The following is a 21,430-nucleotide window of genomic DNA, read 5'->3' on the forward strand; positions in this document are numbered from 1 at the left end:
TACCGCCAAGACCCAGTTTTCCAGAGGGCAACCATTCTTTCAGCTGGAGCTCCGCAAAATCAAAGAAATCAGGCGATCGTGTGATGGTCAGCCCAGGCGTCCTCGAGACGATGGGCTAGCTCAGGTACCGCCGGACGGCTCTTGCTGTTCCACACCAGGACGCCCACCACTGCTGCGCAGGCACCGCCGACAAGCCAAAACAGGTTCTTCATACAATTGCTCCCGGGCTGGTCAAATTCTCGTCTCAGCCAGCACTTTTTGATGCACAAATGATCGGAGGGATGCCTTCTGATGTCCCTGCGTGCACGACGAAGCTTTCACTCCGTACACTGGAGGAACCATGGATCGAGTGAAGTTTGGACGAGCACTGGGGTACGGAGCGCGCCACGCCGCGAAGGCGCTGACGCAGGCAGTCGATGCCGCCACAACGCCGAGTGCTGCTCCCGCTCCTTCGCGGCCAACGTCGACGCAACCCGTTTCCACGGCGCCGCGGCATGACGTTCGGCAGGACCTCGCCGATGCTGCACGGACGGTGATGCAGACCCATCAGAGCGTACAGCAGACGAAGTCGCGCGTCCGGGGCGCGGCGAAGATGGCAGGCAAGTCCGCGCTGGCTCCGGTGGCAAAGTTTTCCAGCGTCCTGTGGCTGGAGGTGACGGGCACGTTCTTCGCGCTCGTTGCTCTCGCGATGTGTGACGCCGTGTGGAAGCTGCGCGGAGCGTGGAAACTGCCCGCCATCAACAACGAGCGGCTGAAGCTGTATTTCTGCGCGGCGCTGGCGACGCTGTTTCTCTATTTCACCATCAGCAACTTCGTCCGGGCCGCCCGGCGTCAGCGGCGCTAACTTTTCCGAGACTTTTCCTCAGCGCCCCTCGTCGATTGCAATGAACTCTCACGGAGGCTTTCGATGCGAAAGGCTTGGCTGTTGGCGGTAGTGGTGGCGGTGCTCGCAGCACCCGGAATGAGCGCGCAGGTGCGCATGGCGCACGGGTCGGGTTCGACAACAAAAGAAGCAGACCGACCGCAAGGGACTAGCGCTCCGCTGCCGGGACAACTATCGCAGGTGAAGCGAGTGTTCCTCTCGAACGGCGGTTCCGATGCTGGACTGTTCCCTCACCCGTTCACAGGAACGCAGGACCGCGCTTACGGCTACTTCTACGCAGCTTTGGCGGGCAACACGCGATACCAGCTGGTGAGCCAGCCTTCGCAGGCGGATGCTGTCGTTGAGTTGGCACTGGCCGCTCCGCTGGGCTCGCTTGGCGGCGACAAGAGCAAAGGCACCACCGATCCGCTGCCGACCTTCAAGCTGACCATCTACGATCGGCCCACACATTACGTGCTTTGGACGATTTCGCAGACGATCGACCCGGCGAACCTACAGAAGACCCACGATAAAAACTTTGATACGGCACTGGACTCCTTACTGAGTCAGTTTGAGGCGGTCACAAAGTAGCGAAGCTGGCGGTTACACTTGAAGCTGCCGCGCAACCCGCGCTGTAAGTGAGTGAGACCTATGACCGAAACCGCCAACATCATGGATGCCCTGCCTCTTCGCAAGACAGCCCTTCACGCAACCCACCACGGCCATAAGGCCCGTATGGTCGACTTTGGCGGCTGGGACATGCCTGTGCAGTACAAGGGCCTGATCGAAGAGCACATGGCCGTGCGCACCGGCGTCGGCATCTTCGATGTGAGCCACATGGGCGACATTCAGCTGCGTGGACCGAACTCGCTGGCCGCTGTGCAGAAGCTGCTGATGAACGATGCCAGCAAGCTGCAGATCGGTCAGGCGCACTACTCGGCGATGCTGTATCCGAACGGTACCTTCGTGGATGACGTGGTGCTGCACAAGCTGGGCGAGAATGATTACCTCATCGTGATCAACGCAGGCACGCGCGAGAAGGACGTGCAATGGGTGCGGCAGACGATCGGCTCGATGGGCGGCCTACACATCACCGATGTCAGCGACTACTACACGCAGATCGCGATCCAGGGGCCGAAGGCGAAAGACGTACTGCAGAAGCTGACCAAGACCGACCTTACGCCGATCAAAAACTACTGGTTTACTTGGGGCGAGGTCTGCGGCTGCGCCAACACCATGATCGCCCGCACCGGCTATACGGGTGAAGACGGCTTCGAGATTTATATCCCCGCCGACGAGGCGACGAGTGCCCGGGTGTGGGGCGAGATCCTCGCAGCCGGCGAAGAATTCGGGATCATGCCGTGTGGGCTGGGCGCTCGCAACACGCTGCGACTCGAGTCAGCGATGGCACTATATGGCCACGAGATTTCGGACACGATCAACGTCTTCGAGGCGAACCTCGGGCGCTATTGCAAGCTCGACAAGGGCACGGACTTCGTTGGCCGCGAGGCTCTGCTAAAGGTTCAGGAAGAGGGCGGACCGAAGCGCCGTCTTGTGGGGCTTGAGATGGTCGACCGCGGCATCGGACGCGATGGCTATCCGGTGCTCTCGCTCGACGGTAAGGTGATCGGCGAAGTGACCTCCGGCTCGCCGGGACCTTTCATCAAGAAGAACATTGCGCTGGCCTACGTGCCGATGGAGTACACAGAGCTGGGCACCGAGGTCGCGGTAGAGATTCGCGGACAGGGCGTGAAGGCGAAGGTGGTGCCGACCCCCTTCTACAAGAAGCCAAAGCCAGCATCCGCTGTATAGCTTGTACAAGCAGAAGAGGCCTCGTCAGTGCAATGGCGAGGCCTTTTGCATGTCTGCTGGAAATTACTACCGGTTTCGAGAAGCAGCCTGGGCCGCGAGGCCAATGGTCTTGAGGCCTCGCCGCAGTTCTGCACGTTCGGCTGGCGGCACGTCCTTCATCACCTCGTCGAGGTCCTTCAGATGACGCGGGTAGAGGCGCTTGATGAGCGCTGTGCCGTCCGGCGTGAGTTGCACGAGTCGCACGCGGCGGTCGGTCTTGTCGGCCGTGCGTTCGACGAACTTCTTCTCTTCGAGGCGATCGATGGCCGAGGTCATCGAGGCATTTGCCAGGAGCGCAGCGTCGCATAGCGCGGTCATCGTCATGGGGCCCTTATGCAGCAGTGCTTCGAGGATCATGAAGTCGCTAAGGCCGATGCCCAGCGAGGCGACGGAGTGCTCGACGAAGCTTTCCATCGCGCGGTAGGCGCGGGCGAGCACGACCCATAGAGCTGCGCTGCTTCCTGCATTGCCGGTCGTATCGTTCGCCTGCGCCATCGTTCCCTCGCTCTGCATCATGGTACGCGTCGTCATGCGCCGAAGGCTTGCTGTAGCAGCTTGCGAGCGTGCTCGACTTCGGGCATAGACACCGTGTGCGGGCGACCGGGGTAGCGGATCGCCTCGACGACTGCACCCATGCGGTTCAGCTCACGGGCGGAGTCTTCGACGCGCTGCCATGGGACGTGCGGATCGGGGTCTCCGCTGAGTAGGAGTGCCGGCGTTCCGGCAAGCAGGCCTTCATGGTGCAGATCCATCTCGGGTGGGCCGATCAGGCCGCCGGTGAAAGCGATCAGGCCTGCGTACCGCGCGGGGTTGGCCGCGACGAACTCCGTGGTGAGGCATGCGCCTTGTGAGAAACCGGCGATCACGATGCGGTCGCGCGGGATACCTGCGGCTTCGATGTCCGCGACGACAGACGCGACCTTGGCAAGCGCAGACGACAGGAAGGGCTCGTTGGCTGCGCGGGGCGCGAGGAACGAATTGGGATACCAGGTGTGCCCTGCGGCCTGCGGTGCGACGAGCGCGAGTTCTGACCGCTGGAAGGCTTCGCCAAGTGAGAGGATGTCTTCCGCAGACGCTCCGCGGCCGTGCAGCAGAACGATGGCGCCCTTCGCGGAGGCGAGCGGCGCGCCTGCGTAGCGGACGGGTTGAGCTAGGTGTGGGCTGGTCATTTTCATTCCTTTCAGGGATCGCTGCGAGCCCATATCCACTTCTCTGGCTATGGGCTCGCAGGCACTCAGATTACTTTTGCGAGGTGGAGCTCTGGCTGAGAGTGATCGGCAGTAGACGCGCCTCGATCAGCGAGCGGCTGGCTTCGAGCCACTGCGGCACGAGCAGCGCCTCGCCGAGTGTCTCGATTGGCTCGTCGATGTCGAAGCCAGGGTTGTCGGTTGCGAGTTCGAAGAGCACGCCGCCGGGCTCACGGAAGTAGATCGAGTGGAAATAGTCGCGATCCTGCACCGGCGTCACCGAGAGGTGCTTGGCGATCTCCTCGCGCCACGCCGCCTGTGCTGCATCGTCCGATGCGCGGAAGGCGATGTGATGCACCGATCCAGCGCCGCTGCTGCCGTAGTTCGCGCCTGGGTCAACGACCACATCGATGTGGTTGCCCAGCGTCGTTCCATCGGGAGAGCTGAAGCGAACACGGTTGCCCTCTTCGGCGACCTTCTGGAAGCCCAGTACATTCAGAGCTTTCTCCGTCGGAGCAAGCGCGGTGTGCAGCATCGTCACGCCGAAGAAGCCGCGCAGAGCATACTCGCGTGGAACATCGGCATAGCGCGCGGGCTTGATGTCGGGAGCGTTCACATGGGCGACTAACTCAAGCTTCATGCCGTCAGGATCGGCGAGCGTCAGCACCTCTTCGTCGAAGCGCTTGCCGGTGCGCTCGGCGAGGATGCCATTGTCCGCGAGGCGCTTCTCCCAGTAATCGAGCGAGCCAGCAGGCACGCTATAGGCGGTGTGCGTTGTCTCTCCGGCACCGGCGCGGCCGCGGCGGGCGCTCGGCCAGGGAAAGAACGTGATGATCGTGCCGGGCGAACCGGCGTCGTCGCCGAAGTAGAAGTGGTAGGTGCCGGGATCGTCGAAGTTCACCGTGCGCTTGACGAAGCGGAGACCCAGGACCTCGGTGTAAAAGTCGAGATTGCGCTGCGGGTCGGAGGCGATGGCGGTGACGTGGTGCAGGCCGACGATGGGGGTAAGGATCGGGTTTGAGGTCGAGGTCGTCATGGGTTGGGTGCTCCTTTCGAGCGGGCTGGCGAATTACTTTCACTCAATAAGATTCGATACCGTAATAAAAGATTCAAAGTCCGATTTCCTATCACCCGCAGCCTTCGGAAGAAAGCTTTGGGCTGAGCAAAACCCGTCTTCAAAAGACGCTCTACAATTAGGGTTATGAGCTATCCCGAAAAGTACCGTTACGCGAAGTCGCACGAGTGGGTGGAGCTGGATGGCGCCACCGCAACCATCGGCATTACTGACTACGCCCAGAGCTCGCTGGGCGACATTGTGTTTGTCGAGCTGCCGAAGGTGGGCCAGGAGCTGACCGCCGGGTCGACCTTTGGTTCGGTTGAGTCGGTCAAGGCCGTGAGCGACCTGTATTCGCCTGTAACAGGCACAGTCACCGCGATCAATGAGCCCCTGAACGACGCGCCCGACACGATCAACAGCGACGCGAACGCGACCTGGATGATCAAGGTCGAGACCAAGGGCGCGGATGATCTGAGCTCGCTACTTTCGGCTGCGGACTACGAGAAGTTTGTCTCGGAAGAGACCGGCCACTAAGAAGAACTGGTAGCCCGGGTCCGAGAATCCGGACCCGGGGCACCCGGACCCAGTACCCAGATTTGAGGGAGTACAAGAAATGCGTTACCTGCCCAAGTCCCCCGCTGACCGCGAGGCGATGCTGGCCGAGATCGGCGTGCCGTCGATCGAGAGCCTGTTTGAGACAATCCCCGCCGAGTACCGGCTGACCGAAGACCTGAAGATCCCGCGTCAGCACAGCGAGAGCGAGGTGCTGGACCGCTTCCGCGCCTTCGCAGGAAATGTCGCGAGCGGTGACATCGCCGAGCTGGCGACGAAGCCCGCCGCGAAGGCGTATGCGAGCTTCCTTGGCGCAGGCGCCTACCGCCACTACCGACCGGTCATCATCGATTCGCTGGTGCAGCGCGGCGAGTTCCTCACCAGCTACACGCCGTACCAGCCGGAGATCTCGCAGGGAACGCTGCAGGCGATGTTCGAGTTCCAGACTATGATCTGCGAACTGACCGGCATGGAGATTGCGAATGCCAGCATGTACGACGGCTCGACTGGCGCGGCTGAAGCGATGCTGATGGCCTGCCGCGTGACCGGACGCCTGGGCGCGGTCGTCGCGAAGACTGTCCACCCGGAGTACCGCGAGGTGATGAAGACCGCCACGCAGCACCAGGGGATTCCCATCTCCGAGTTCGGCTATGACGCGAAGACCGGCCAGGTCGATCTGTTTGCTCTGGAGGCTTCCATCACCGACGAGACGGCTGCGGTGCTGATCCAGTCGCCGAACTTCTTCGGCGTGATTGAAGATGTCGCCGCGATTGCAGAGATTGCCCACAAGAAGGGCGCGCTGCTGATCGTTTCGATCGCTGAGGCTATCTCGCTCGGTATCGTGAGGCCTCCGGTTGAGGCGGATATCGTCTCGCTCGAAGCACAGAGCTACGGCGTTGCTGTCGGCTACGGTGGACCGTACTGCGGCGTCATCGCCTGCAAGGAGAAGTTCCTGCGCCAGATGCCGGGGCGGCTCGTGGGCGAGACCAAGGACAAGAACGGCAAGCGCGGCTTTGTGCTGACGCTCTCGACTCGCGAGCAGCACATTCGCCGAGAGAAGGCGACCAGCAACATTTGCACGAACCAGGCGCTCGTCGCGATGATGGTGACGATCTACCTGACGGTGTACGGCAAGCAAGGCCTGCAGGACCTGGCGGAGCAGAACCTTGCGAAGTCAGAGTACCTGAAGGATGCGCTCGCCAAGGCTAGAGCCAAGTCGCTGTTCAGCGGACCGACCTTCAATGAGTTCGCGATTGCTCTACCCGCCGCTGCTGATGCGGTGAATGCGAAGTTGCTCGAGAAGCAGATCATCGGCGGTGTGGCATTAAAACAGTGGTACCCCGAGTTGAGCGAGAGCGCTGCGCTTTGGTGCGCGACCGAGCTGACGACGAAGGTGCAGATGGACGCAGCAGCGGCGATTCTCTAAAGCAAAGGCAGAACGCAAACGTACGCAGAGGAAGACACGATGGATGTAACTGCAATCGAAGGACGGGAGCTGACGGCAGTCGAGTTTGTGCGCGATCATCTGCGGCTGTGCTTCGATGATCCGACGTTTACACTCTTCGCCTGGCCGCACCTTCTGTTCGAGGAGTTTTCAGTCGCGTACGGTGAGCCGGAATACAGGAATGCCCTCTGCTCGCTCATTGGCGAGACGGTCGCGAAGGCTTCATGCGAAGAGTTCGAGGCCCTGACGATCGAGTTCGATACAGGCACGGTCATCGCGCTTAGTCTGCGCGAAGAAGATCTGGAAGGGCCTCAGTCGGGAAGCTATTCAGAGTCAGGCAGAACCGAGGACGAAGAAGAGTTCTAGCAGCACATTCCTCCGCCTAGTTGCGGAGCGCAAGGTTTAAGTTTGGAGATTCCAATGGCAGACGAGAAGTTTGTAGGCACACCGCGCAAGGTGACGACGCACGTCAATCAGAACGAAGACCTGATGTTTGAGAAGTCTTCCGCAGGCAAAAAGGGTTACCGTCTGGCAGAGCTGGACGTACCCGCTGTCGATGCCGCTTCCCTGCTGGGCGCAGCGAAGCGCACCGACGGCCTCGGCGTGATGCCAGAACTGAGCGAGATTGAGATCGTGCGCCACTTCACGCGGCTTTCGACGTGGAACTATGCCATCGATCTCGGCATGTATCCGCTGGGCAGCTGCACAATGAAGTACAACCCGCGCATCAACGAGGCCGTTGCTCGCCTCGAAGGTCTTGCCGAGGCGCATCCCTATCAGCCGGAGTCGCTGTCGCAGGGCGCGCTCGGCATCATGAAGATCCTGAGCGAGGCGCTGATCGAGATCACCGGCATGGACGCGATCACGCTGCAGCCCGCTGCCGGCGCACAGGGCGAGTTCACCGGCATCCTGCTGGCGCGCGCGTATCACACGGCCAACGGCAACCCGCGCAAGAAGATCATCGTGCCGGACTCCGCGCATGGCACGAACCCCGCGACAGCTGTGATATGTGGGTATGAGGTGGCGAACCTCAAGTCGAACGCGCTGGGCATGGTGGACCTTGCCGAGCTCGAGCGCATGGTGGATGAAGATACCGCCGCGCTCATGCTCACGAACCCGTCGACCATCGGTGTGTTCGAGAGCGACATCCATAAGATCGCGGATATCCTGCACGCGAAGGGCGCGTTGCTGTACATGGACGGCGCTAACATGAACGCGCTGGTGGGCAAGACGCGGCCGGGCGACTTCGGTGTGGACGTAATGCACCTCAACCTGCACAAGACCTTCTCGACCCCGCACGGCGGTGGTGGCCCGGGTTCGGGCCCGGTGGCATGCAAAAAGCACTTGGAGCCGTTCCTGCCGAAGCCTGTTGTCGTGACGAAGGCCGATGGCTCGCTGGCGCTCGACTTCGATCGTCCGCAGACGGTAGGCCGTGTTCGCGCCTGGTACGGGAACTTCGGTATGTTTATCCGCGCGCTGGCGTACATCCTTGCGAACGGTCCGGATGGCCTGCGCCTGACGACGGAAGATGCCGTGCTGAACGCGAACTACATCCGCGCCAAGCTGCTGGACACCTTCGAGCTGCCGTTCAAGTCGCCGTCCCTGCATGAGGTCGTCTTCAGTGACAAGCTGCAGGCGAAGAACGGTGTGAAGACCGGCGATATGGGCAAGCGCCTGATCGACTATGGTTTCCACGCCTACACGGTGAGCTTCCCGCTGGTCGTATCGGGCGCGATGATGATCGAGCCGACGGAGAGCGAGAGCCGCGAGGAGCTCGACCTGCTCATCGACGCGCTGAAACAGATTGCGCGCGAAGCCGAGGAAAATCCGGAGCTGGTGCAGAGTGCGCCGCATACGACGCGCCTGCAGAGGCTGGATGAGACGACAGCTGCCCGCAAGCCTGTACTGCGCTGGAAGGGACCCGCTGAGGATGGTCTGACGCTGGGGACTGCCGCTAAGGAGTGGTAGTTTTTGGAAGCAGCAATAGCGAAAGGCCCGGCATGGATGCCGGGCCTTTCGCTTGCCCTAAAAAAAGCTACTTCGTAGCCACAACGGGGACGTAGACGTCAGTCGTCTCCCATTTGATGTGTAGCTGGGTCTTGTTGCCCATCGTCTTCTCGAAAGCGACGGTCATATCTTCCATCGGCGAAGAGAGCTTTTCTTTCTTCATCGGTGTGCGGCCGAGGTCGCTGCCCTTGGGGTACGGGATGCCCCACTCGCCAGTCTTGGTGCTGACGATGAACTGCCAGACGCCCTCGCTTGGCAGCGTGAAGAGCGTGTAGGTACCGGCCGGGACCTTGAGCGTGCCGATCATTAGATCAATCGGGGTGATCAGCGTGGTGGCGGGGTTTGCTCCCGTACGCCACTCTTCGCCATAGGGGACGACGCCACCCATGATCTTGCGGCCGCGCATCCGCGGAGAGTTGTACTTGACGGTGATGGTCTGTCCGGCGAGCTGAACCTCGGCGGTGGCAGCGGGCGAGGCCAGCGGCTTGCCGTTTTCGGAGACGCCATGGTCGGTCATGGGCATATCCTGCGCGAAGAGCGCAGTAGGAATGGCGAGGAGGCTGGCGGCGAGGAGGGTACAGCGTGCGAGTGTCTTCATGGGCTTATGCTACTCCGGTCAAGGTAGGTTCTTGGTGTAGACGTTTCGTCCGATGGAACGTTTCTGCTAGGCTAGTAAGCAGGGCACCCGTAGCTCAGCTGGATAGAGCGGCAGCCTCCGAAGCTGTAGGTCAGAAGTTCGAATCTTCTCGGGTGCACCATTTTCCTTTTTTACAACTGAGTTCAACCCCAGGCGTCAACCGTGACGGGCTTGATGCCCTGCTGTGACCAGCGCTGCAGCAGGGTCGCAGTGGCAGCGATAGTGGCGGAGCGATCCGCGCCCATCGCGATGTCTCCGCCGTCGTGCAGCAGAAGATTTGCGCCTCTGCCGCGTTGCTGAGCACGTGCCATGCCGCGGTCAAGGTTTGCCACTATGCGCTCGGCCCCGATGGGCCGCCAATCTAGTCCCATCGCGTTCCACTGGACCACCTTCAGCTCAAGCTCCTCTGCCGCGCGGAAAACGGCCGGTCGACGCGCCCCATGCGGTGGGCGGAAGTAGTGCACGGCGCAGCCAAGGGTGTCTTCGATGGCATGCTGGCAGCGCTGGAGTTCTTCGCGGATGACGCGGTCGGACTGCCAGGCGAGCCAGGGATGCGTCTCGGTATGGTTGCCGATGAGGTGTCCAGAAGCGTGAATGCGGCGGACTAGCGCGTGCTGCTGACGGACGTATTTGCCGATCATGAAAAAGGTCACGCGGGCGTTGTGGGCTGCGAGGAGATCGAGCAGATCGTCGGTCACGGCATCGTTCGGGCCGTCGTCATAGGTAAGTGCGGCTTCGAGTGGGTTGTTGCCGGCAATGATCGTGCGACCGAAGAGCTGCGAGCCCGGGTGCAATGCTGCGTACGTCAGCGTGCCTCCGATGGAAGCGACAGCGGCGGTGGCAGCAGCGGCGATGGCAAGCTGTTCAGTGGGACTCAAAAAAGTTCCTTCGTGACGGATATCCGAGATGAAGAACGGCCCAAGGCTATCGCCTTGGGCCGTGTTGAGGCAATGCCTACTTGCTGAGTAACGCCAGAACCTCTTCGGCGTGGCCTTCCGGCTTCACGTTCTCGAAGACGTGAATCAATTTCTGGTCGGGACCGATGAGATAGGTGGTGCGGGCAACACCGGTCACGGGCTTGCCGTACATCTTCTTCTCTTTGAGAAGGTCGAAGCGCTTGATGAGTTCCATCTCGGCGTCGGCGAGCAGCGGGTATTGAATGTCGTACTTGGTGGCAAACTTCTTCTGCTTCGCGACGGTGTCTCGCGAGATGCCGAGGACGACGACGCCTGCCTTCTTGAGCTTGGCGAAGTGGTCGCGAAAGCCACAAGCTTCGATGGTGCAGCCGGGAGTGTCGGCGCGAGGGTAGAAGAAGAGAACGACGGGCGAGCCGGCGAAGCTGGAAAGGGTGATCGAGTTTCCATCCTGGTCAGGGAGGGTGAAGTCTTCTACGAGGTCGCCGGGCTGCATGGTGTCTCCTGCAGAGATTATAGCGAGTGGTTTGAGCTCTGCCGATAGCGAACAGCTGGTGCGGGCGGCAGTCGATGTAGCCAGTGAAGACGGTCTCAAATAAAACGATCGCGGTGTGCAAATGAGCACAGAGACGGCTCCGCACGTTCGGATAATGTCAACTCAACGCCGGACTCCGGAAATCCAGTAAGGAAATTTATGCCTCTTAAGCAAGTTGGCCAGTTCGTGCATCGACTCCAGCTTGATGGAACATTCGATTCCATTTGCCTTCATTGCTTCTGCACCGCGGTTCGATCCAAGCAGGAGCGAACACTCGAGGTAGAAGAAAAGTTTCACCGATGCGATCCCGCGACCTTGCGGCGACTCGAATTGTTCAACTCTGGATATACACGAGCAATGCACACGGGCCAGATTGTTGAGCTTGACGAAATCGGAGGAACTTCACATTGCACCAATCCATGAGCATGACGTCTCAGCAGACGAAGTTGGCACCGACTTCCGAAGATATGGGACTTCGCAGAATCAGCCTCGAAGCACGTTTCGGACAACGGCTCCGTGAGCTACGCCGCGCACAAAATATGACATAGCTTCGCATGGCAGTGGACTTCGGAATCGACCGAAGCTTTATCTCGGATGTTGAACGAGGGAAAAAGTCCATCTCACTTGTGTTTCTCGATGTGATAGCGCTCGGTCTCAAAGTTGAGCTCTCCGAACTTCTCCGTGGTGTGTAGAGATTCACGCATAACTCGATACCTTGTCTGGAAGTCACATACGTTCTTTGTGCGGGATTCCCAGTGCTGGCGAATCCTATGCGCCACACGCTCACAATCGGCATCGACTCAGCCGACCAGAGCGGTGGGAATCAGAACAGGTCTGAGCGACGCAAATAATCCATCTCATGAAAGTTCATACGGCGATGGCTGGAACTTCACAATGCGGGCAGCTAACAGTAGATGAGTTGATGGCATCTAGCTAAAGAACGGATCGCGGCACTCTAGTTAGTGGCTCGATCAACAAGGAGAATTTCGAATGGCGAATACATTGGATGGATCGACAAAGAACAAAGAGATGGAGAGCGTTTTGCTCGATGTAATTAAGAGCCTTCAGGATGGCCAGAAAGGTTTCTCCGATATCGGTGAGCACCTGAAGGATGACAAGCTGAAGCGTTACTTCCTAGCTGAGAGCTTGAAGCGCGCAGAGTTTCGCGGCGAACTGGAAAGTGAGCTGCATCGCGCAGGCATTGCTGATATTTCTGAGTCCGGCTCCACTGCGGGTTCGTTCCATCGCGCCTGGGGTGAATTGAAGGCCAAGTTGGGTGGCGGCGACCACACGCTTTTGGAGACGGCGGAACAAGGCGAGGATGAGGCCAAGAAGGCTTATAAGGATGCTCTGGAGCATGACCTTCCTTTGCCGATTCGCGAGCTACTGACCACGCAGCAGGCACACGTGATAAACGCGCACAACTACGTGCGTGACACACGCGATGCTCTCGCAAAATAACTCAATAACTCAATCAGTTTGGTACGAGAAAAGGCGGCCAGAGATTAGTCTCTGACCGCCTTTTCTTAAACGAAAGCAACGCTCGATGTTGAGGCCGGGCCTTACACCAATGCGGCCTGATAAACCTCTTCACGCATAGCGCTGCGATCGATCGTCGGGTTTGAGGCTTCGAGCGGGAAGTAGGCGTTGGCGATGTACTGCGCCAGCATACGGTTGGTGTTGAAGAAGCTGCCGTTCATGCCGATGCAGTGACGCCGCATCTTGGCCCAGGCCGCTTGATCGGCGAACAGGGGCGCAATGGAGTGCTCTAGCTTTGTGTAGAGAGCGTCGGCTTCGTCAGCTTCGTTGTCGAGGTCGGGGATTGCCCATCCAGTGGCGCCTTCAGCACAGCCCTCAATCCACCAGCCATCGAGTACAGAGAGAGAAGGTACGCCATTCAGTGCCGCCTTCATGCCACTCGTGCCGGAGGCCTCATAGGGACGAAGCGGCGTGTTGAGCCACACGTCTACACCGTTGGTGAGTTGTTCGCCGAGATCCCAGTCATAGTTTTCGAGGTAAAGGATGCGCAGCTTGGAGTTGTTAAGCTTGGCTGCATCGGCGAAGACCTCGCGGATGAAGGCTTTGCCAGCATTGTCGGCGGGATGTGCCTTGCCAGCAAACACAATCTGCAGGCCGCCGAGTTTTTCGGCGATCTCGATCAAGCGTTCCGGAGTATGGAAGAGCAATGTTGCGCGCTTGTAGGTGGCGACGCGGCGGGCAAAGCCGAGTGTCAGCACATTGGGGTCGAGCTCGATGCCGGTGCGTTCCTTGATGGTGGCAAAGAGGCGCTGCTGGCCGCGCTGATGGGTCTGCTCGATAATCTGTGGCTCGATGCCGTAGACCGAGCGGAAGTAGTTGTTGTCGGTGCGCCAGTCGGGGATGCGCTTGTCGAAGAGTTTCTGAAAGTCCGCTGAGAGCCAGGTCGCCGCGTGAACGCCGTTGGTGATGGCATGGACATCGTACTCGGGGAACATAGCCTGCGAGACCTTGCCGTGCTGCATGGCGACGCCGTTTATGTAGCGGGCGAAGCGGAGGGCGAGGTAGGTCATGTTGAGCAGGTTGTTGTGCAGACAGCCGAAGCGGTCGATGGTGGCAGCGCGCTCGTGACCGAGGACGTTGACCATCTGGTCGACACCGAACTTGTCATGTCCGGCGGGGACGGGCGTGTGGGTGGTGAAGACGCACTGCTGCTTGATGGCCTCGGCGTCGGCATCCGTTGCGGCAGATAGCGGCGACGGAGCGAGGCGAGCTTCGAGCAGGCCGATGGTCAGCAGTGAGGCGTGGCCTTCGTTCATGTGGCAGACTTCGGGCTGACAACCGAGAGCGTGCAGCAAGTGGATGCCGCCGAGGCCGAGAATAGCTTCTTGGCAGAGACGGTAGTAGGTGTCGCCACCGTAGAGGTGGTCGGTGAGGCGACGGTCCCAGGGATCGTTGCCTTCCACATCAGAGTCGAGCAGGAAGACGGGGATGACATGGCCCGTGACACCAACGACATCGAAGCGCCAAGCCTGGATGGCGATGTCCCGGCTCTGCAGGCGGAGGACGATAGTCTGCCCGGCAGAGGGCAGCGACTCAGGCTGCCAGGGCACGTCGGTTTCGGTCTGCTGGCCAACGGCATCGAGGTGCTGTTGAAAGTAGCCCCGGCGATGCACGAGGGAGACTGCGACGAGGTTTGCGCCCATGTCCGCTGCGGAGCGAAGGGTATCGCCTGCCAGCATGCCAAGGCCACCGGAGTACGTGGGAAGGCTCTTGGAGAGGGCGATCTCCATAGAGAAATAGGCTATTTTGCGCTCTGTAATGTCGAAGGGGGAAGAGGCGGGGGTAAAGGTCATGGATTAAGGAAGTCCTTTGAGTCGGCTAGTCTCGCAAATGCTTACAGGCGGTTCAAGGTAGTGCGGTGAATCTTCGAACTCGTGCCATGTGCCAGCCGCAGGGGCGGGATCTGTTGTAAGCCCGACTGCCCTGCCTGATGTTTACCAATGTAGCAAGGTTTGAGAGCAAAAGAGCTCTTAATCGGTGCTCGTGAGGGGCATAGGTGAGTGCCCCTTTTGTGGGGAGCTATCGGACATTCTTGACGGGGAGATACCGGCGTCGCATTTCAGCACACAGCGGGGCCGACCGCCATCTATGGCGGGATGCGATGCATCTTTCAAGTGGTTTGAAGAGAGCCAGTTAGAGGCTACGGAAGGGAAACTTCGAGGCCAAGCCGATAATTAGCGCGAGAACCAAGGCGATGGTGGAGTTGATGGCGGCCCGCGGGAAGCGGCGACGGGCTGCTCCGATAGCGAGGAGCAGTATATACAGGAAAATCAGAAGGTATACGCCGTCGAGGACAAATAGACCCGAGGGGCTAGTGGTGACAGACCACAGCGGCAGGATATGGAAGACAGGCAAAAAGGAGCCGACGAGGAAGACGACGAGCATCAGCAGGAACTGAAAGAAGATGATGAGGATGCGCTTCATGGTCGGTGCCTTTCAGGCGTGGTGAGGTCAGTATAAATGTGGGCAATTGAATAGCTGTAGTGGTGGCGACAGGAAAGCAGATTCCCTGCGGGAATGACAAAGCAAAGAATCCTAGCTGAGTTTAGTGCTGCTCTGCCTCGAAGGTGGCAAAACGGAATTCGAGCTCCAGTTCCTGGAGAGCTTTCTCATTGGCCATGACGAAGTCCTTACACGCGCCGGTAAGGTGACTGGCGGGTGCAGGGGTAACGGAGCCGCAGACAGCCTTGCGATGGGCGAAGTCGTCCGGCTTCGCCCAAAGGCTTTCGCCGGCGAGGAACGAGTGCTCCAGCGCGGTGCGAGCGGAGCGCTTGAGGTCGGCGTAGGTGAGGTTCTGCTCGAAGGCTCCCTTGACGTATTCGCGGGTGAGATCACTGCGGTTGACGCCTTCATCATCGGTGGAGAGCGCCCAGGGAACGTGCGCGGCCATGTAGCTGTGCAGCGGATGGTCGATGCCCTTCACGCCGAGGATGCCGTCGTTGGAGGTGAGGTTGATCTCGACCATAGTGTGCTGGTCCGCCATCTGCTTGAGGAGCGCGGCAGGATCAGTCTCGTACATAACGTCGACGCCATGGCCGATGCGGGAGGCATGGCCGAGGTCGATGGCCTCACGGATGTGGAAGCTCATGCCGTCGGGGGGTACTAAGCCCGGAGCCAGTTCGCCCGCGTGCAGCGAGAGCTTTACGTCGGGATAGACGGAGTGCAGATAGTCGAGCATCTGCATCTGCAGGTGATAGTCAGCCATGGCGCGGCGGTCGTCTTCTGGCTGCACGAAGTTGATGCCAACGACGATCGGGCTAGCGGGGTTGGCCTTGAGAGCAGCTTCAGCAACTTCGAAGCCGAGGAGCGTCTGGGCGAAGACCTGCTCGGGTGGGAAGGCGCGGAGGATCTGGTAGAGGAAGTGGATCTGGATAGAGCACGGCGCAAAGTGTGGATGAGCCGGATCAATCATCAGGATGGAGCCGCCACAGTGCTCAATGGTATTGCGCGCGTTGAGAGATGCCTGGAGGTCGTTGATGTCGGTGAGAACTTCTTCTTTGAGGCCGTCGGCGAGGAGTTTGCTGCGCAGGTCGGCGAGCTGTTCGCGTGAGATGTGCTCGGTGGCACCCGCGGGCCAGCCGAGTTTGTAGCCGAGACCAGCGGCGTGCGCGAAGGGCGGAGTCTGCATGATCTCGAGGTACTGCTCGTTTTGGGCAGCGGCGCGGGTGGCGACCTCGTCGAGCCATTGGCCGGGGTTCTTCGCAGCGCCGAAGCGAGCGAAAGTGGCGAAGAACTGGTCGTGGCCGGTCACGCCGGGCGTGGGAACAAAGCCGCGCATGGAGAAGCTGTCGATGAGCGCGTCGTATAGGTGCTGGTCTTTGAGGACGAAGCTGGCAGCGATTTCACCCTTCGCGCAGTCATGATCCTTCTGCGCAACGTCTAGCGAGAGCGTGGCGGGGTTGACGCAGAGGCCCTGATCGACGGCTTCGCGCAGAAAGGTCTCAGCGTAGATGGCGCCGGACAGATGCATGTGGAGATCGGCCCCCTTGGGCATGGACGCGAGAAACGCATAGAGAGCGGGGGTGCCGGTCTTCTTCGCGGCTTCGAAGGCGAGAGAGGTCCGCGGCTCGGCGTAAGGAGCTTGCGCGCAGAGCGAAGTGCAAGCGGCGAAAAGCAGGAGCGACGTAGAGATGCGGCGGGCGAGGAGAGACATCGTAAAGCCTCCGAGAGCGGCGGGTGGGTTGGCTTCCATCGTACCTGCTGCGGCGATGTGGACGGCAGATTCACGCCGAGACAAAAGCAGGTCCTTCGGCTACGCCTCAGGATGACAATCGATAGGGTGAGCGAAATGCGGCTGGTTTGCACAGGTCAGTAAGGATGGGTTTGGCGCGAGGGCGAAGGCTTGCTATACTAAGTATGACGTTCTCGATGGCGGCGCGGTGACGGAGTATGACCCGCAAAAGCCAGTTCCCCTCCCCACAGGCAGGCGACGTTTCGAAACGCACGAGCTTCACGGGCGGACTTGGCTGCGTGTGAAGTAGCTCGGGGGATTTCCCTTGCGCATGTTTCTCCCCAAGGCCAGATAGCTCAGTGGTAGAGCGCGGCCCTGAAAAGGCCGGCGTCGGCGGTTCGATCCCGTCTCTGGCCACCACTCCCACATATCCTTGTGTCTCCTACGGTAGCTTCCGCCTAGCGATCAGCGGGAATGGTCGCAAAGTCTTCCCGGGTGCCCGCGGCGGTGGTCGATCGGTTGAACCCAGGCCGAGGCAAATGCCATTGTAAAGACGATCCAGCTCTCATACACTTTCTCATTACCCTTTGACATGCGATCCCATGCCACGCGTCCGTCTCGGGTGAATCCGAGTAGGGATGGGGTCGCAAGCAAAGTATCAAGGCGAACGGAATAGTCGCAACGCAACCAGAGGAGGGCTCTGCCAGTGGTTGGAGGCAATGAGATGTGCGATCTGCTCGGTTCTTTCAGTGACGGGTGGGTGGCTTCGAAAGTAGCCGCCCAAAGTAGCAAGTGAAAGGTGGGCTGCCTCGTCAAGGGGATTAGTGGGTGAGGCAACATCGGTGCGCTCGAGTCTTGCAAACTCGGCGAAGAGTTGCAGAATGCCCTGGGAAGAGTAGCCAGCTTCGACGGCGAGTGTGGTGCCATCGCGGTCGGCTTCCAACTCCTGATCTTTGCTGTAACCAGCCATGAAGATATCCACGGGGAGAGAGAATAAGCCGCCTGTGGGGTCGAGGTGACGGAGGTGGGCTTCGGTCTGATAGCGGTCGGCGCAGTGGCGGAGGTCAATGTGTTCGATCTCGTGACCGAGCACTGCGGCGAGCGCATCTTCGGAGTGCATGAGTGTGAGCAGACCAGCGCCGACAAAGACGTGTCCACCGGGAAGAGCGAAGGCGTTGATGAAGTGGTCGTCGGGGATGTAGTGGAAGCGCCAGGGTAGGGTGCGCCGGGTGTGGGTGGCAGCGCGAAGGCCGACGGTTCGCAGGTACTGCTCGATAGCCTTGTTGCGGGCGGAGTCTTTGATGGTGTCGAGTTCGCTGGAGTAATTCGCGGCGAGGGTGTTGCCGAGGGCGATCTCGTCGGAGTCGGACATAAGATCAAAGTGGGTGGGGATGCGGACGAGCTCGTGTTGCGCGTCGGCTGCTGCGGAGAGAAGAGCTTGTGGAGAGGGCTTCGTGGTGATGTGCTGGCGCTGCACGCGCACGATGGCGAGGATGCCAGTGAGCAGAATCATTGCGAGAGGGAGCAATCGTTTGCGGGATTCGTTCATGGTGTTGGTCAGAGGAGCTTGAGGAGAGTCTCGCGATAACGGGAGTAGAGAAAGCTGACGAGGAGCAAGGCGGCTCCCATGATGATGAGGGTAAGGTAGCGCTCGTTGGCGGGGACGTGCCAGACGTCCCATAGCAGGACCTTGGCGACGCCGAGGAGGAGGAGCGCGAGGCCGCAGAGGCGGTAGCTGCGTTCCTTGACGGCGAGGGCAAAGAGGAAGGTGAGAACTCCGAGGGCGACCCACGCTATGGTGATGGCTCCTCCCGTGAAATGGACGTAGAGAAGGAGCGTGAGAAGCAGCAGTGGCGCGAAAAAGAAGGGCTGTTCGGGGTGGTGGAGGATGGTTGAGAGCGAGGAGACGGTCCCAAATGCAGGGATCTTTCCGCCGCGGCCTGCGGCCTCCGGTCGAGATGTCAGCAATGTCGTGAAATGGTTGCGGAGGTAGAAGGCGATGGGGAGCGCGAGCAGCAGGAGTGCACTGGTGAGGCCGATGGTGAAGAGGCGCGAGGTGATGAAGGTGGTCGCGAGTGGAGCGGGGTAGAAGAGGTGGTAGGCGATGCCTCGGCCAGTGACGAAGAGGAGCGTGAGGAGTGATTGCGCGATGAAGATCGTGCGCTTGAGGATGGCTGCGAGTGCGAGGACCGCGATGGAAAGCAGTGTCCACGCTAAGAGGATCCAGCCGGGGCGTAGTTCGAAGTAGAGAAGCGTGCCTGCGGCGATGAGGGCGCACCAGCTGAAGAGGGTGCCTGCGTACAGATCGAGAGTAGAGTGTCGAACTGTAGGACTGTCTGCTACGCTGCCGTCTGGTTGAAAGGACAAGCTGTTGGCGGAAGCAAGTGATTGCGTGCGTTCGTAGAGGTAAGCGAAGGCGGCGATGAGGGGAAGAACCGTGTAGAGGCTGGGGCTGAGGTCTCCACTGGTGTCAGGGACTTGCATGTTTGCGAAGAAGATGCGGATGAAGGCCGCGAGGAGCAGCACGTAGGACTGGTGGCGCAGGTAGCTTCTGCGGAAGAGGATGCCGAGTTCAAAGAGAACGAGTCCGAAGATGCCCCAGGCGACGGCGACGCTCACGGGTTCGAGCTGATACCAGCAAAGCAGAGCGGCGAGCGCGCCTGCGATCCATGTATAGGCGGGTGCGATGGCGTTGGTTGTGAGTAGGTAGCTTGCGGCCTTTCGGCGCATGGAGAGATAGAGCAGCGCTGCGAGGATGCCGACGGTGAGCAGGCGCGTGGAGAAGCCGTGTGTGTGTTCGGTGTTGAGGAAGAGATTGACGGCGCAGGAACGCACGATCGCGGCTAGTGCGAGGAGGTCGGCCTGCGTTGCGAGGTGGGTAGAGCGCAAGCGATCTGCGGTGAAGCTGAGAGCGAGCGCTAGCAGCATCCATGCGATGCCGAGCCATGCAGAGTTAGGATGCAGCAGGAAGGCGAGGCCGAGCGCTGCGAGGATTGGAGCGAGGTAGCCGCTGAGATGGAGAGCGCGGAGGTCGAGTACGTTGTGGGAGGTTGACCAGCGGCGTGTGGTGAACTCGGCGTTGAACCAGACGAGGAGGGCTGCGGCGAAGAGGACAACGACCTTGTGACCGATGAACGTTGCAGCCGCGGCGGAGTCGATGAGGAGGACCGATGAGACCGCGATGACAGCGAGGGACGCGAGGAGACTGGTGGCGAAGCCAAGGCGACGGAAGACGACCTCTGGAATGCGGATGCCGGTGAGAAAGAAGGCTTCGGCTTCAAGGAACCAGAAGAGGATCCAGCTTGAGCCATGGAATTTAAAAGGGATGGCCGCGAGGAGCAGCACGCTGGCAAGCGTGGAAAGCGTGATGAAGGCGATGCGGTTGGGCTGCGCCTCGGCATCGGACATGAGGGAGCCGCGAGCGACGAGAGCGAGCGCCAATTCTGCAAGGCCGATAGCGATCAGCCCGTAGAAAGCCCATTCGGGGTGGCTGGACTGGTATTTCATGAGGCCGAGGAGGCCTGCGGAGTTGAGCAGAGCGGCTAGCGTTGCGAGTGTGTGATTGGCGTCGTGCGAGGCGTCGTTCTGCGGTGGGCGAAGGACGTAGATGAGGCGGAAGATGAGCCAGTAGGCAAGCAGGAGCAGGGTGCTTGGAAGGAAGTCGGAAAAGGGGTGACCGTACTGATGCAGGTAGGCGATGCCGCCGCCCGGCAGGACTCGGTGCAGCCAAAGGAAATGGTTGGTGTAGACGCCGATGAGTCCGGCGAGGCCGAGCGCGTACCAGCGCTCGCGGTAGACGATGAAGGCGAGTGCGGCAGTGAGGAGCGCTCCGGCGACAAGCGAGAAGAGCGTGACGTTGCTGAGGCCGACGGTGATAAAGGCCAGCAGGAACGCGAAGGTGGTGACCACCTGGGAGTGGTAGCGCAGAGAGTGCGCGACCATCGCAGCGGCGACGGCAAACATCAGGACGAGGTCGAGGGTTTCGGAGTGCAGCACCTGAAGCAGCGTGACGTTGTAGAGCGCATAGCTGAGGAAGAAGGTGAGCGCCCAGCCTCCGCCGATGAGCACGCGCGCAAAGAGCTTGTACGCGGGTTTGCGTTCGAGGAAGATGCCGAGGCCAAGGATGCCAATGGCGAGCGCGAAGCCGATGGCGTCTTTGCCTGCCGGGCCGATGTTGACGATGAGTTTGCCCAGGCCAAGAGCGAGGCCGATGACGAGCGCGGTGATGCCGAGCTTGTTGAGCCAGTTCTGGCCGAGGCGCGCTTCGAGCGAGAGGTGCGGCTTGGGAGAGACCGGTGTGTTGAAGGTCGGAGGTGGCGGCGCAGGGCGACGCGGCGATTCCACCTCTGGCGAGGGAGCAGCGGCAGAGGGTTGTTCAGAGGGTGTGGCTGTGCGGAGAGGAGCAGCGGCAGGCGGTGGTGTTGGGGCAGGTGGGATGAAGGCAGGCTTGTACGGGGATGCGGCTGGCGAAGCGATGTGCGCGGCGGCCGGCTGCGCCGAGTGAGCGATAGGCGGGGGAGGTGGGAAGGCCGCTGTCCGCTGTGCGGCAGGTCTGGGTGTGCGCGAGAGTTCTTGCTCGAGATCCTTGACGCGGGTGCTCAGACGGCTGACGCGGATAGATACCCAGACGAACGCAACGACGAGTACGAACAGCAGAAAGTCTTCCATGGCTTT

21 protein-coding genes and 2 tRNA genes are annotated in these 21,430 nt (G+C 60.4%); 11 read left to right on the top strand and 12 right to left on the bottom strand.

Annotated features, from left to right (window positions below; genetic code table 11):
- Positions 1 to 68 precede the first annotated feature (68 nt).
- Complete coding sequence (locus tag OHL14_RS07810) at positions 69 to 212, bottom strand: hypothetical protein (RefSeq protein ID WP_263378779.1); 144 nt, start codon at positions 210 to 212, stop codon at positions 69 to 71.
- Positions 213 to 340: 128 nt separating this feature from the next.
- Between OHL14_RS07810 and OHL14_RS07815 the strand changes: the two genes are divergently transcribed.
- The 3 genes from OHL14_RS07815 to gcvT all read left to right on the top strand — a co-directional run bounded on the left by OHL14_RS07815 (position 341) and on the right by gcvT (position 2,674).
- The gene (locus OHL14_RS07815; RefSeq protein ID WP_263378780.1) at positions 341 to 844 is read left to right on the top strand and encodes a hypothetical protein; all 504 of its coding nucleotides are present in this window, start codon (positions 341 to 343) and stop codon (positions 842 to 844) included.
- Positions 845 to 907: 63 nt separating this feature from the next.
- Entirely contained in the window at positions 908 to 1,453 is a 546-nt protein-coding gene (locus OHL14_RS07820) for a hypothetical protein (protein WP_263378781.1), read from the top strand.
- Between the two features lie 60 nt (positions 1,454 to 1,513).
- The gene (gcvT, locus tag OHL14_RS07825; protein WP_263378782.1) at positions 1,514 to 2,674 is read left to right on the top strand and encodes a glycine cleavage system aminomethyltransferase GcvT; all 1,161 of its coding nucleotides are present in this window, start codon (positions 1,514 to 1,516) and stop codon (positions 2,672 to 2,674) included.
- A 66-nt stretch (positions 2,675 to 2,740) separates the two neighbouring features.
- Here the strand turns inward: gcvT and OHL14_RS07830 are convergent, their stop codons facing one another.
- From OHL14_RS07830 to OHL14_RS07840, 3 genes are all read right to left on the bottom strand, one after another.
- Positions 2,741 to 3,244: a MarR family winged helix-turn-helix transcriptional regulator gene (locus OHL14_RS07830; protein WP_263378783.1), complete on the bottom strand. Its 504-nt coding sequence runs from the start codon at positions 3,242 to 3,244 to the stop codon at positions 2,741 to 2,743.
- Complete coding sequence (locus tag OHL14_RS07835) at positions 3,241 to 3,882, bottom strand: alpha/beta hydrolase (protein ID WP_263378784.1); 642 nt, start codon at positions 3,880 to 3,882, stop codon at positions 3,241 to 3,243. Before OHL14_RS07835 ends, OHL14_RS07830 begins: the two co-directional genes overlap by 4 nt.
- Positions 3,883 to 3,952: 70 nt before the next feature.
- Positions 3,953 to 4,936: a ring-cleaving dioxygenase gene (locus tag OHL14_RS07840; RefSeq protein ID WP_263378785.1), complete on the bottom strand. Its 984-nt coding sequence runs from the start codon at positions 4,934 to 4,936 to the stop codon at positions 3,953 to 3,955.
- 165 nt (positions 4,937 to 5,101) lie between these two features.
- Between OHL14_RS07840 and gcvH the strand changes: the two genes are divergently transcribed.
- The 4 genes from gcvH (at position 5,102) to gcvPB (ending at position 8,921) form a co-directional block, all read left to right on the top strand.
- On the top strand, positions 5,102 to 5,491 hold the full coding sequence (gcvH, locus tag OHL14_RS07845) for a glycine cleavage system protein GcvH (RefSeq protein WP_263378786.1): 390 nt from the start codon (positions 5,102 to 5,104) through the stop codon (positions 5,489 to 5,491).
- Positions 5,492 to 5,570: 79 nt separating this feature from the next.
- A complete protein-coding gene (gene gcvPA / locus OHL14_RS07850) occupies positions 5,571 to 6,935 on the top strand; it encodes an aminomethyl-transferring glycine dehydrogenase subunit GcvPA (protein ID WP_263378787.1) in 1,365 nt (454 codons plus the stop codon).
- Positions 6,936 to 6,974: 39 nt separating this feature from the next.
- The gene (locus tag OHL14_RS07855; RefSeq protein ID WP_263378788.1) at positions 6,975 to 7,319 is read left to right on the top strand and encodes a hypothetical protein; all 345 of its coding nucleotides are present in this window, start codon (positions 6,975 to 6,977) and stop codon (positions 7,317 to 7,319) included.
- 54 nt (positions 7,320 to 7,373) lie between these two features.
- Positions 7,374 to 8,921 (top strand): aminomethyl-transferring glycine dehydrogenase subunit GcvPB, encoded by a 1,548-nt coding sequence (gene gcvPB / locus OHL14_RS07860; RefSeq protein WP_263378789.1) that lies wholly within the window; start codon positions 7,374 to 7,376, stop codon positions 8,919 to 8,921.
- 67 nt (positions 8,922 to 8,988) lie between these two features.
- Here the strand turns inward: gcvPB and OHL14_RS07865 are convergent, their stop codons facing one another.
- Entirely contained in the window at positions 8,989 to 9,558 is a 570-nt protein-coding gene (locus OHL14_RS07865) for a DUF2911 domain-containing protein (RefSeq protein WP_263378790.1), read from the bottom strand.
- An 83-nt stretch (positions 9,559 to 9,641) separates the two neighbouring features.
- Here OHL14_RS07865 and OHL14_RS07870 point away from each other — a divergent pair.
- Positions 9,642 to 9,718: transfer RNA gene (locus OHL14_RS07870), tRNA-Arg, on the top strand.
- Between the two features lie 22 nt (positions 9,719 to 9,740).
- On the opposite strand, the gene OHL14_RS07875 is transcribed toward OHL14_RS07870, so the two are convergent.
- Together OHL14_RS07875 and bcp are read right to left on the bottom strand one after the other, a co-directional pair.
- Entirely contained in the window at positions 9,741 to 10,475 is a 735-nt protein-coding gene (locus OHL14_RS07875; protein WP_263378791.1) for a polysaccharide deacetylase family protein, read from the bottom strand.
- A gap of 76 nt (positions 10,476 to 10,551) precedes the next feature.
- Positions 10,552 to 11,007 (bottom strand): thioredoxin-dependent thiol peroxidase, encoded by a 456-nt coding sequence (gene bcp, locus OHL14_RS07880; protein WP_263378792.1) that lies wholly within the window; start codon positions 11,005 to 11,007, stop codon positions 10,552 to 10,554.
- Between the two features lie 593 nt (positions 11,008 to 11,600).
- Here bcp and OHL14_RS20215 point away from each other — a divergent pair.
- A complete protein-coding gene (locus OHL14_RS20215; RefSeq protein ID WP_396271096.1) occupies positions 11,601 to 11,738 on the top strand; it encodes a helix-turn-helix domain-containing protein in 138 nt (45 codons plus the stop codon).
- Positions 11,739 to 12,036: 298 nt separating this feature from the next.
- Positions 12,037 to 12,507: a PA2169 family four-helix-bundle protein gene (locus OHL14_RS07885; RefSeq protein ID WP_263378793.1), complete on the top strand. Its 471-nt coding sequence runs from the start codon at positions 12,037 to 12,039 to the stop codon at positions 12,505 to 12,507.
- 101 nt (positions 12,508 to 12,608) lie between these two features.
- Here OHL14_RS07885 and glgP read toward each other — a convergent pair whose 3' ends face one another.
- From glgP to OHL14_RS07900, 3 genes are all read right to left on the bottom strand, one after another.
- A complete protein-coding gene (gene glgP / locus OHL14_RS07890) occupies positions 12,609 to 14,378 on the bottom strand; it encodes an alpha-glucan family phosphorylase (RefSeq protein ID WP_263378794.1) in 1,770 nt (589 codons plus the stop codon).
- Between the two features lie 340 nt (positions 14,379 to 14,718).
- On the bottom strand, positions 14,719 to 15,009 hold the full coding sequence (locus tag OHL14_RS07895; protein ID WP_263378795.1) for a hypothetical protein: 291 nt from the start codon (positions 15,007 to 15,009) through the stop codon (positions 14,719 to 14,721).
- Between the two features lie 121 nt (positions 15,010 to 15,130).
- On the bottom strand, positions 15,131 to 16,822 hold the full coding sequence (locus OHL14_RS07900; protein WP_263378796.1) for an adenosine deaminase family protein: 1,692 nt from the start codon (positions 16,820 to 16,822) through the stop codon (positions 15,131 to 15,133).
- 279 nt (positions 16,823 to 17,101) lie between these two features.
- Here OHL14_RS07900 and OHL14_RS07905 point away from each other — a divergent pair.
- Positions 17,102 to 17,176, top strand: a tRNA-Phe gene (locus OHL14_RS07905).
- A gap of 238 nt (positions 17,177 to 17,414) precedes the next feature.
- On the opposite strand, the gene OHL14_RS07910 is transcribed toward OHL14_RS07905, so the two are convergent.
- Positions 17,415 to 18,269, bottom strand: a complete 855-nt coding sequence (locus OHL14_RS07910; protein ID WP_263378797.1) for a M48 family metalloprotease — start codon at positions 18,267 to 18,269, stop codon at positions 17,415 to 17,417.
- 44 nt (positions 18,270 to 18,313) lie between these two features.
- Positions 18,314 to 21,424: a DUF2339 domain-containing protein gene (locus OHL14_RS07915; RefSeq protein ID WP_263378798.1), complete on the bottom strand. Its 3,111-nt coding sequence runs from the start codon at positions 21,422 to 21,424 to the stop codon at positions 18,314 to 18,316.
- Between the last annotated feature and the right edge of the window lie 6 nt (positions 21,425 to 21,430).

The sequence above is a fragment of the Granulicella paludicola genome, assembly GCF_025685545.1.
GTDB lineage: Bacteria > Acidobacteriota > Terriglobia > Terriglobales > Acidobacteriaceae > Granulicella > Granulicella paludicola.

Bases quoted from the DNA above. Each gene is read 5' to 3' on its own strand.
- OHL14_RS07810 (WP_263378779.1), bottom strand. From the start codon at position 212: ATGAAGAACCTGTTTTGGCTTGTCGGCGGTGCCTGCGCAGCAGTGGTG.
- OHL14_RS07815 (WP_263378780.1), top strand. From the start codon at position 341: ATGGATCGAGTGAAGTTTGGACGAGCACTGGGGTACGGAGCGCGCCAC.
- OHL14_RS07820 (WP_263378781.1), top strand. From the start codon at position 908: ATGCGAAAGGCTTGGCTGTTGGCGGTAGTGGTGGCGGTGCTCGCAGCA.
- gcvT (WP_263378782.1), top strand. From the start codon at position 1,514: ATGACCGAAACCGCCAACATCATGGATGCCCTGCCTCTTCGCAAGACA.
- OHL14_RS07830 (WP_263378783.1), bottom strand. From the start codon at position 3,244: ATGACGACGCGTACCATGATGCAGAGCGAGGGAACGATGGCGCAGGCG.
- OHL14_RS07835 (WP_263378784.1), bottom strand. From the start codon at position 3,882: ATGACCAGCCCACACCTAGCTCAACCCGTCCGCTACGCAGGCGCGCCG.
- OHL14_RS07840 (WP_263378785.1), bottom strand. From the start codon at position 4,936: ATGACGACCTCGACCTCAAACCCGATCCTTACCCCCATCGTCGGCCTG.
- gcvH (WP_263378786.1), top strand. From the start codon at position 5,102: ATGAGCTATCCCGAAAAGTACCGTTACGCGAAGTCGCACGAGTGGGTG.
- gcvPA (WP_263378787.1), top strand. From the start codon at position 5,571: ATGCGTTACCTGCCCAAGTCCCCCGCTGACCGCGAGGCGATGCTGGCC.
- OHL14_RS07855 (WP_263378788.1), top strand. From the start codon at position 6,975: ATGGATGTAACTGCAATCGAAGGACGGGAGCTGACGGCAGTCGAGTTT.
- gcvPB (WP_263378789.1), top strand. From the start codon at position 7,374: ATGGCAGACGAGAAGTTTGTAGGCACACCGCGCAAGGTGACGACGCAC.
- OHL14_RS07865 (WP_263378790.1), bottom strand. From the start codon at position 9,558: ATGAAGACACTCGCACGCTGTACCCTCCTCGCCGCCAGCCTCCTCGCC.
- bcp (WP_263378792.1), bottom strand. From the start codon at position 11,007: ATGCAGCCCGGCGACCTCGTAGAAGACTTCACCCTCCCTGACCAGGAT.
- OHL14_RS20215 (WP_396271096.1), top strand. From the start codon at position 11,601: ATGGCAGTGGACTTCGGAATCGACCGAAGCTTTATCTCGGATGTTGAA.
- OHL14_RS07885 (WP_263378793.1), top strand. From the start codon at position 12,037: ATGGCGAATACATTGGATGGATCGACAAAGAACAAAGAGATGGAGAGC.
- glgP (WP_263378794.1), bottom strand. From the start codon at position 14,378: ATGACCTTTACCCCCGCCTCTTCCCCCTTCGACATTACAGAGCGCAAA.
- OHL14_RS07895 (WP_263378795.1), bottom strand. From the start codon at position 15,009: ATGAAGCGCATCCTCATCATCTTCTTTCAGTTCCTGCTGATGCTCGTC.
- OHL14_RS07910 (WP_263378797.1), bottom strand. From the start codon at position 18,269: ATGATTCTGCTCACTGGCATCCTCGCCATCGTGCGCGTGCAGCGCCAG.
- OHL14_RS07915 (WP_263378798.1), bottom strand. From the start codon at position 21,424: ATGGAAGACTTTCTGCTGTTCGTACTCGTCGTTGCGTTCGTCTGGGTA.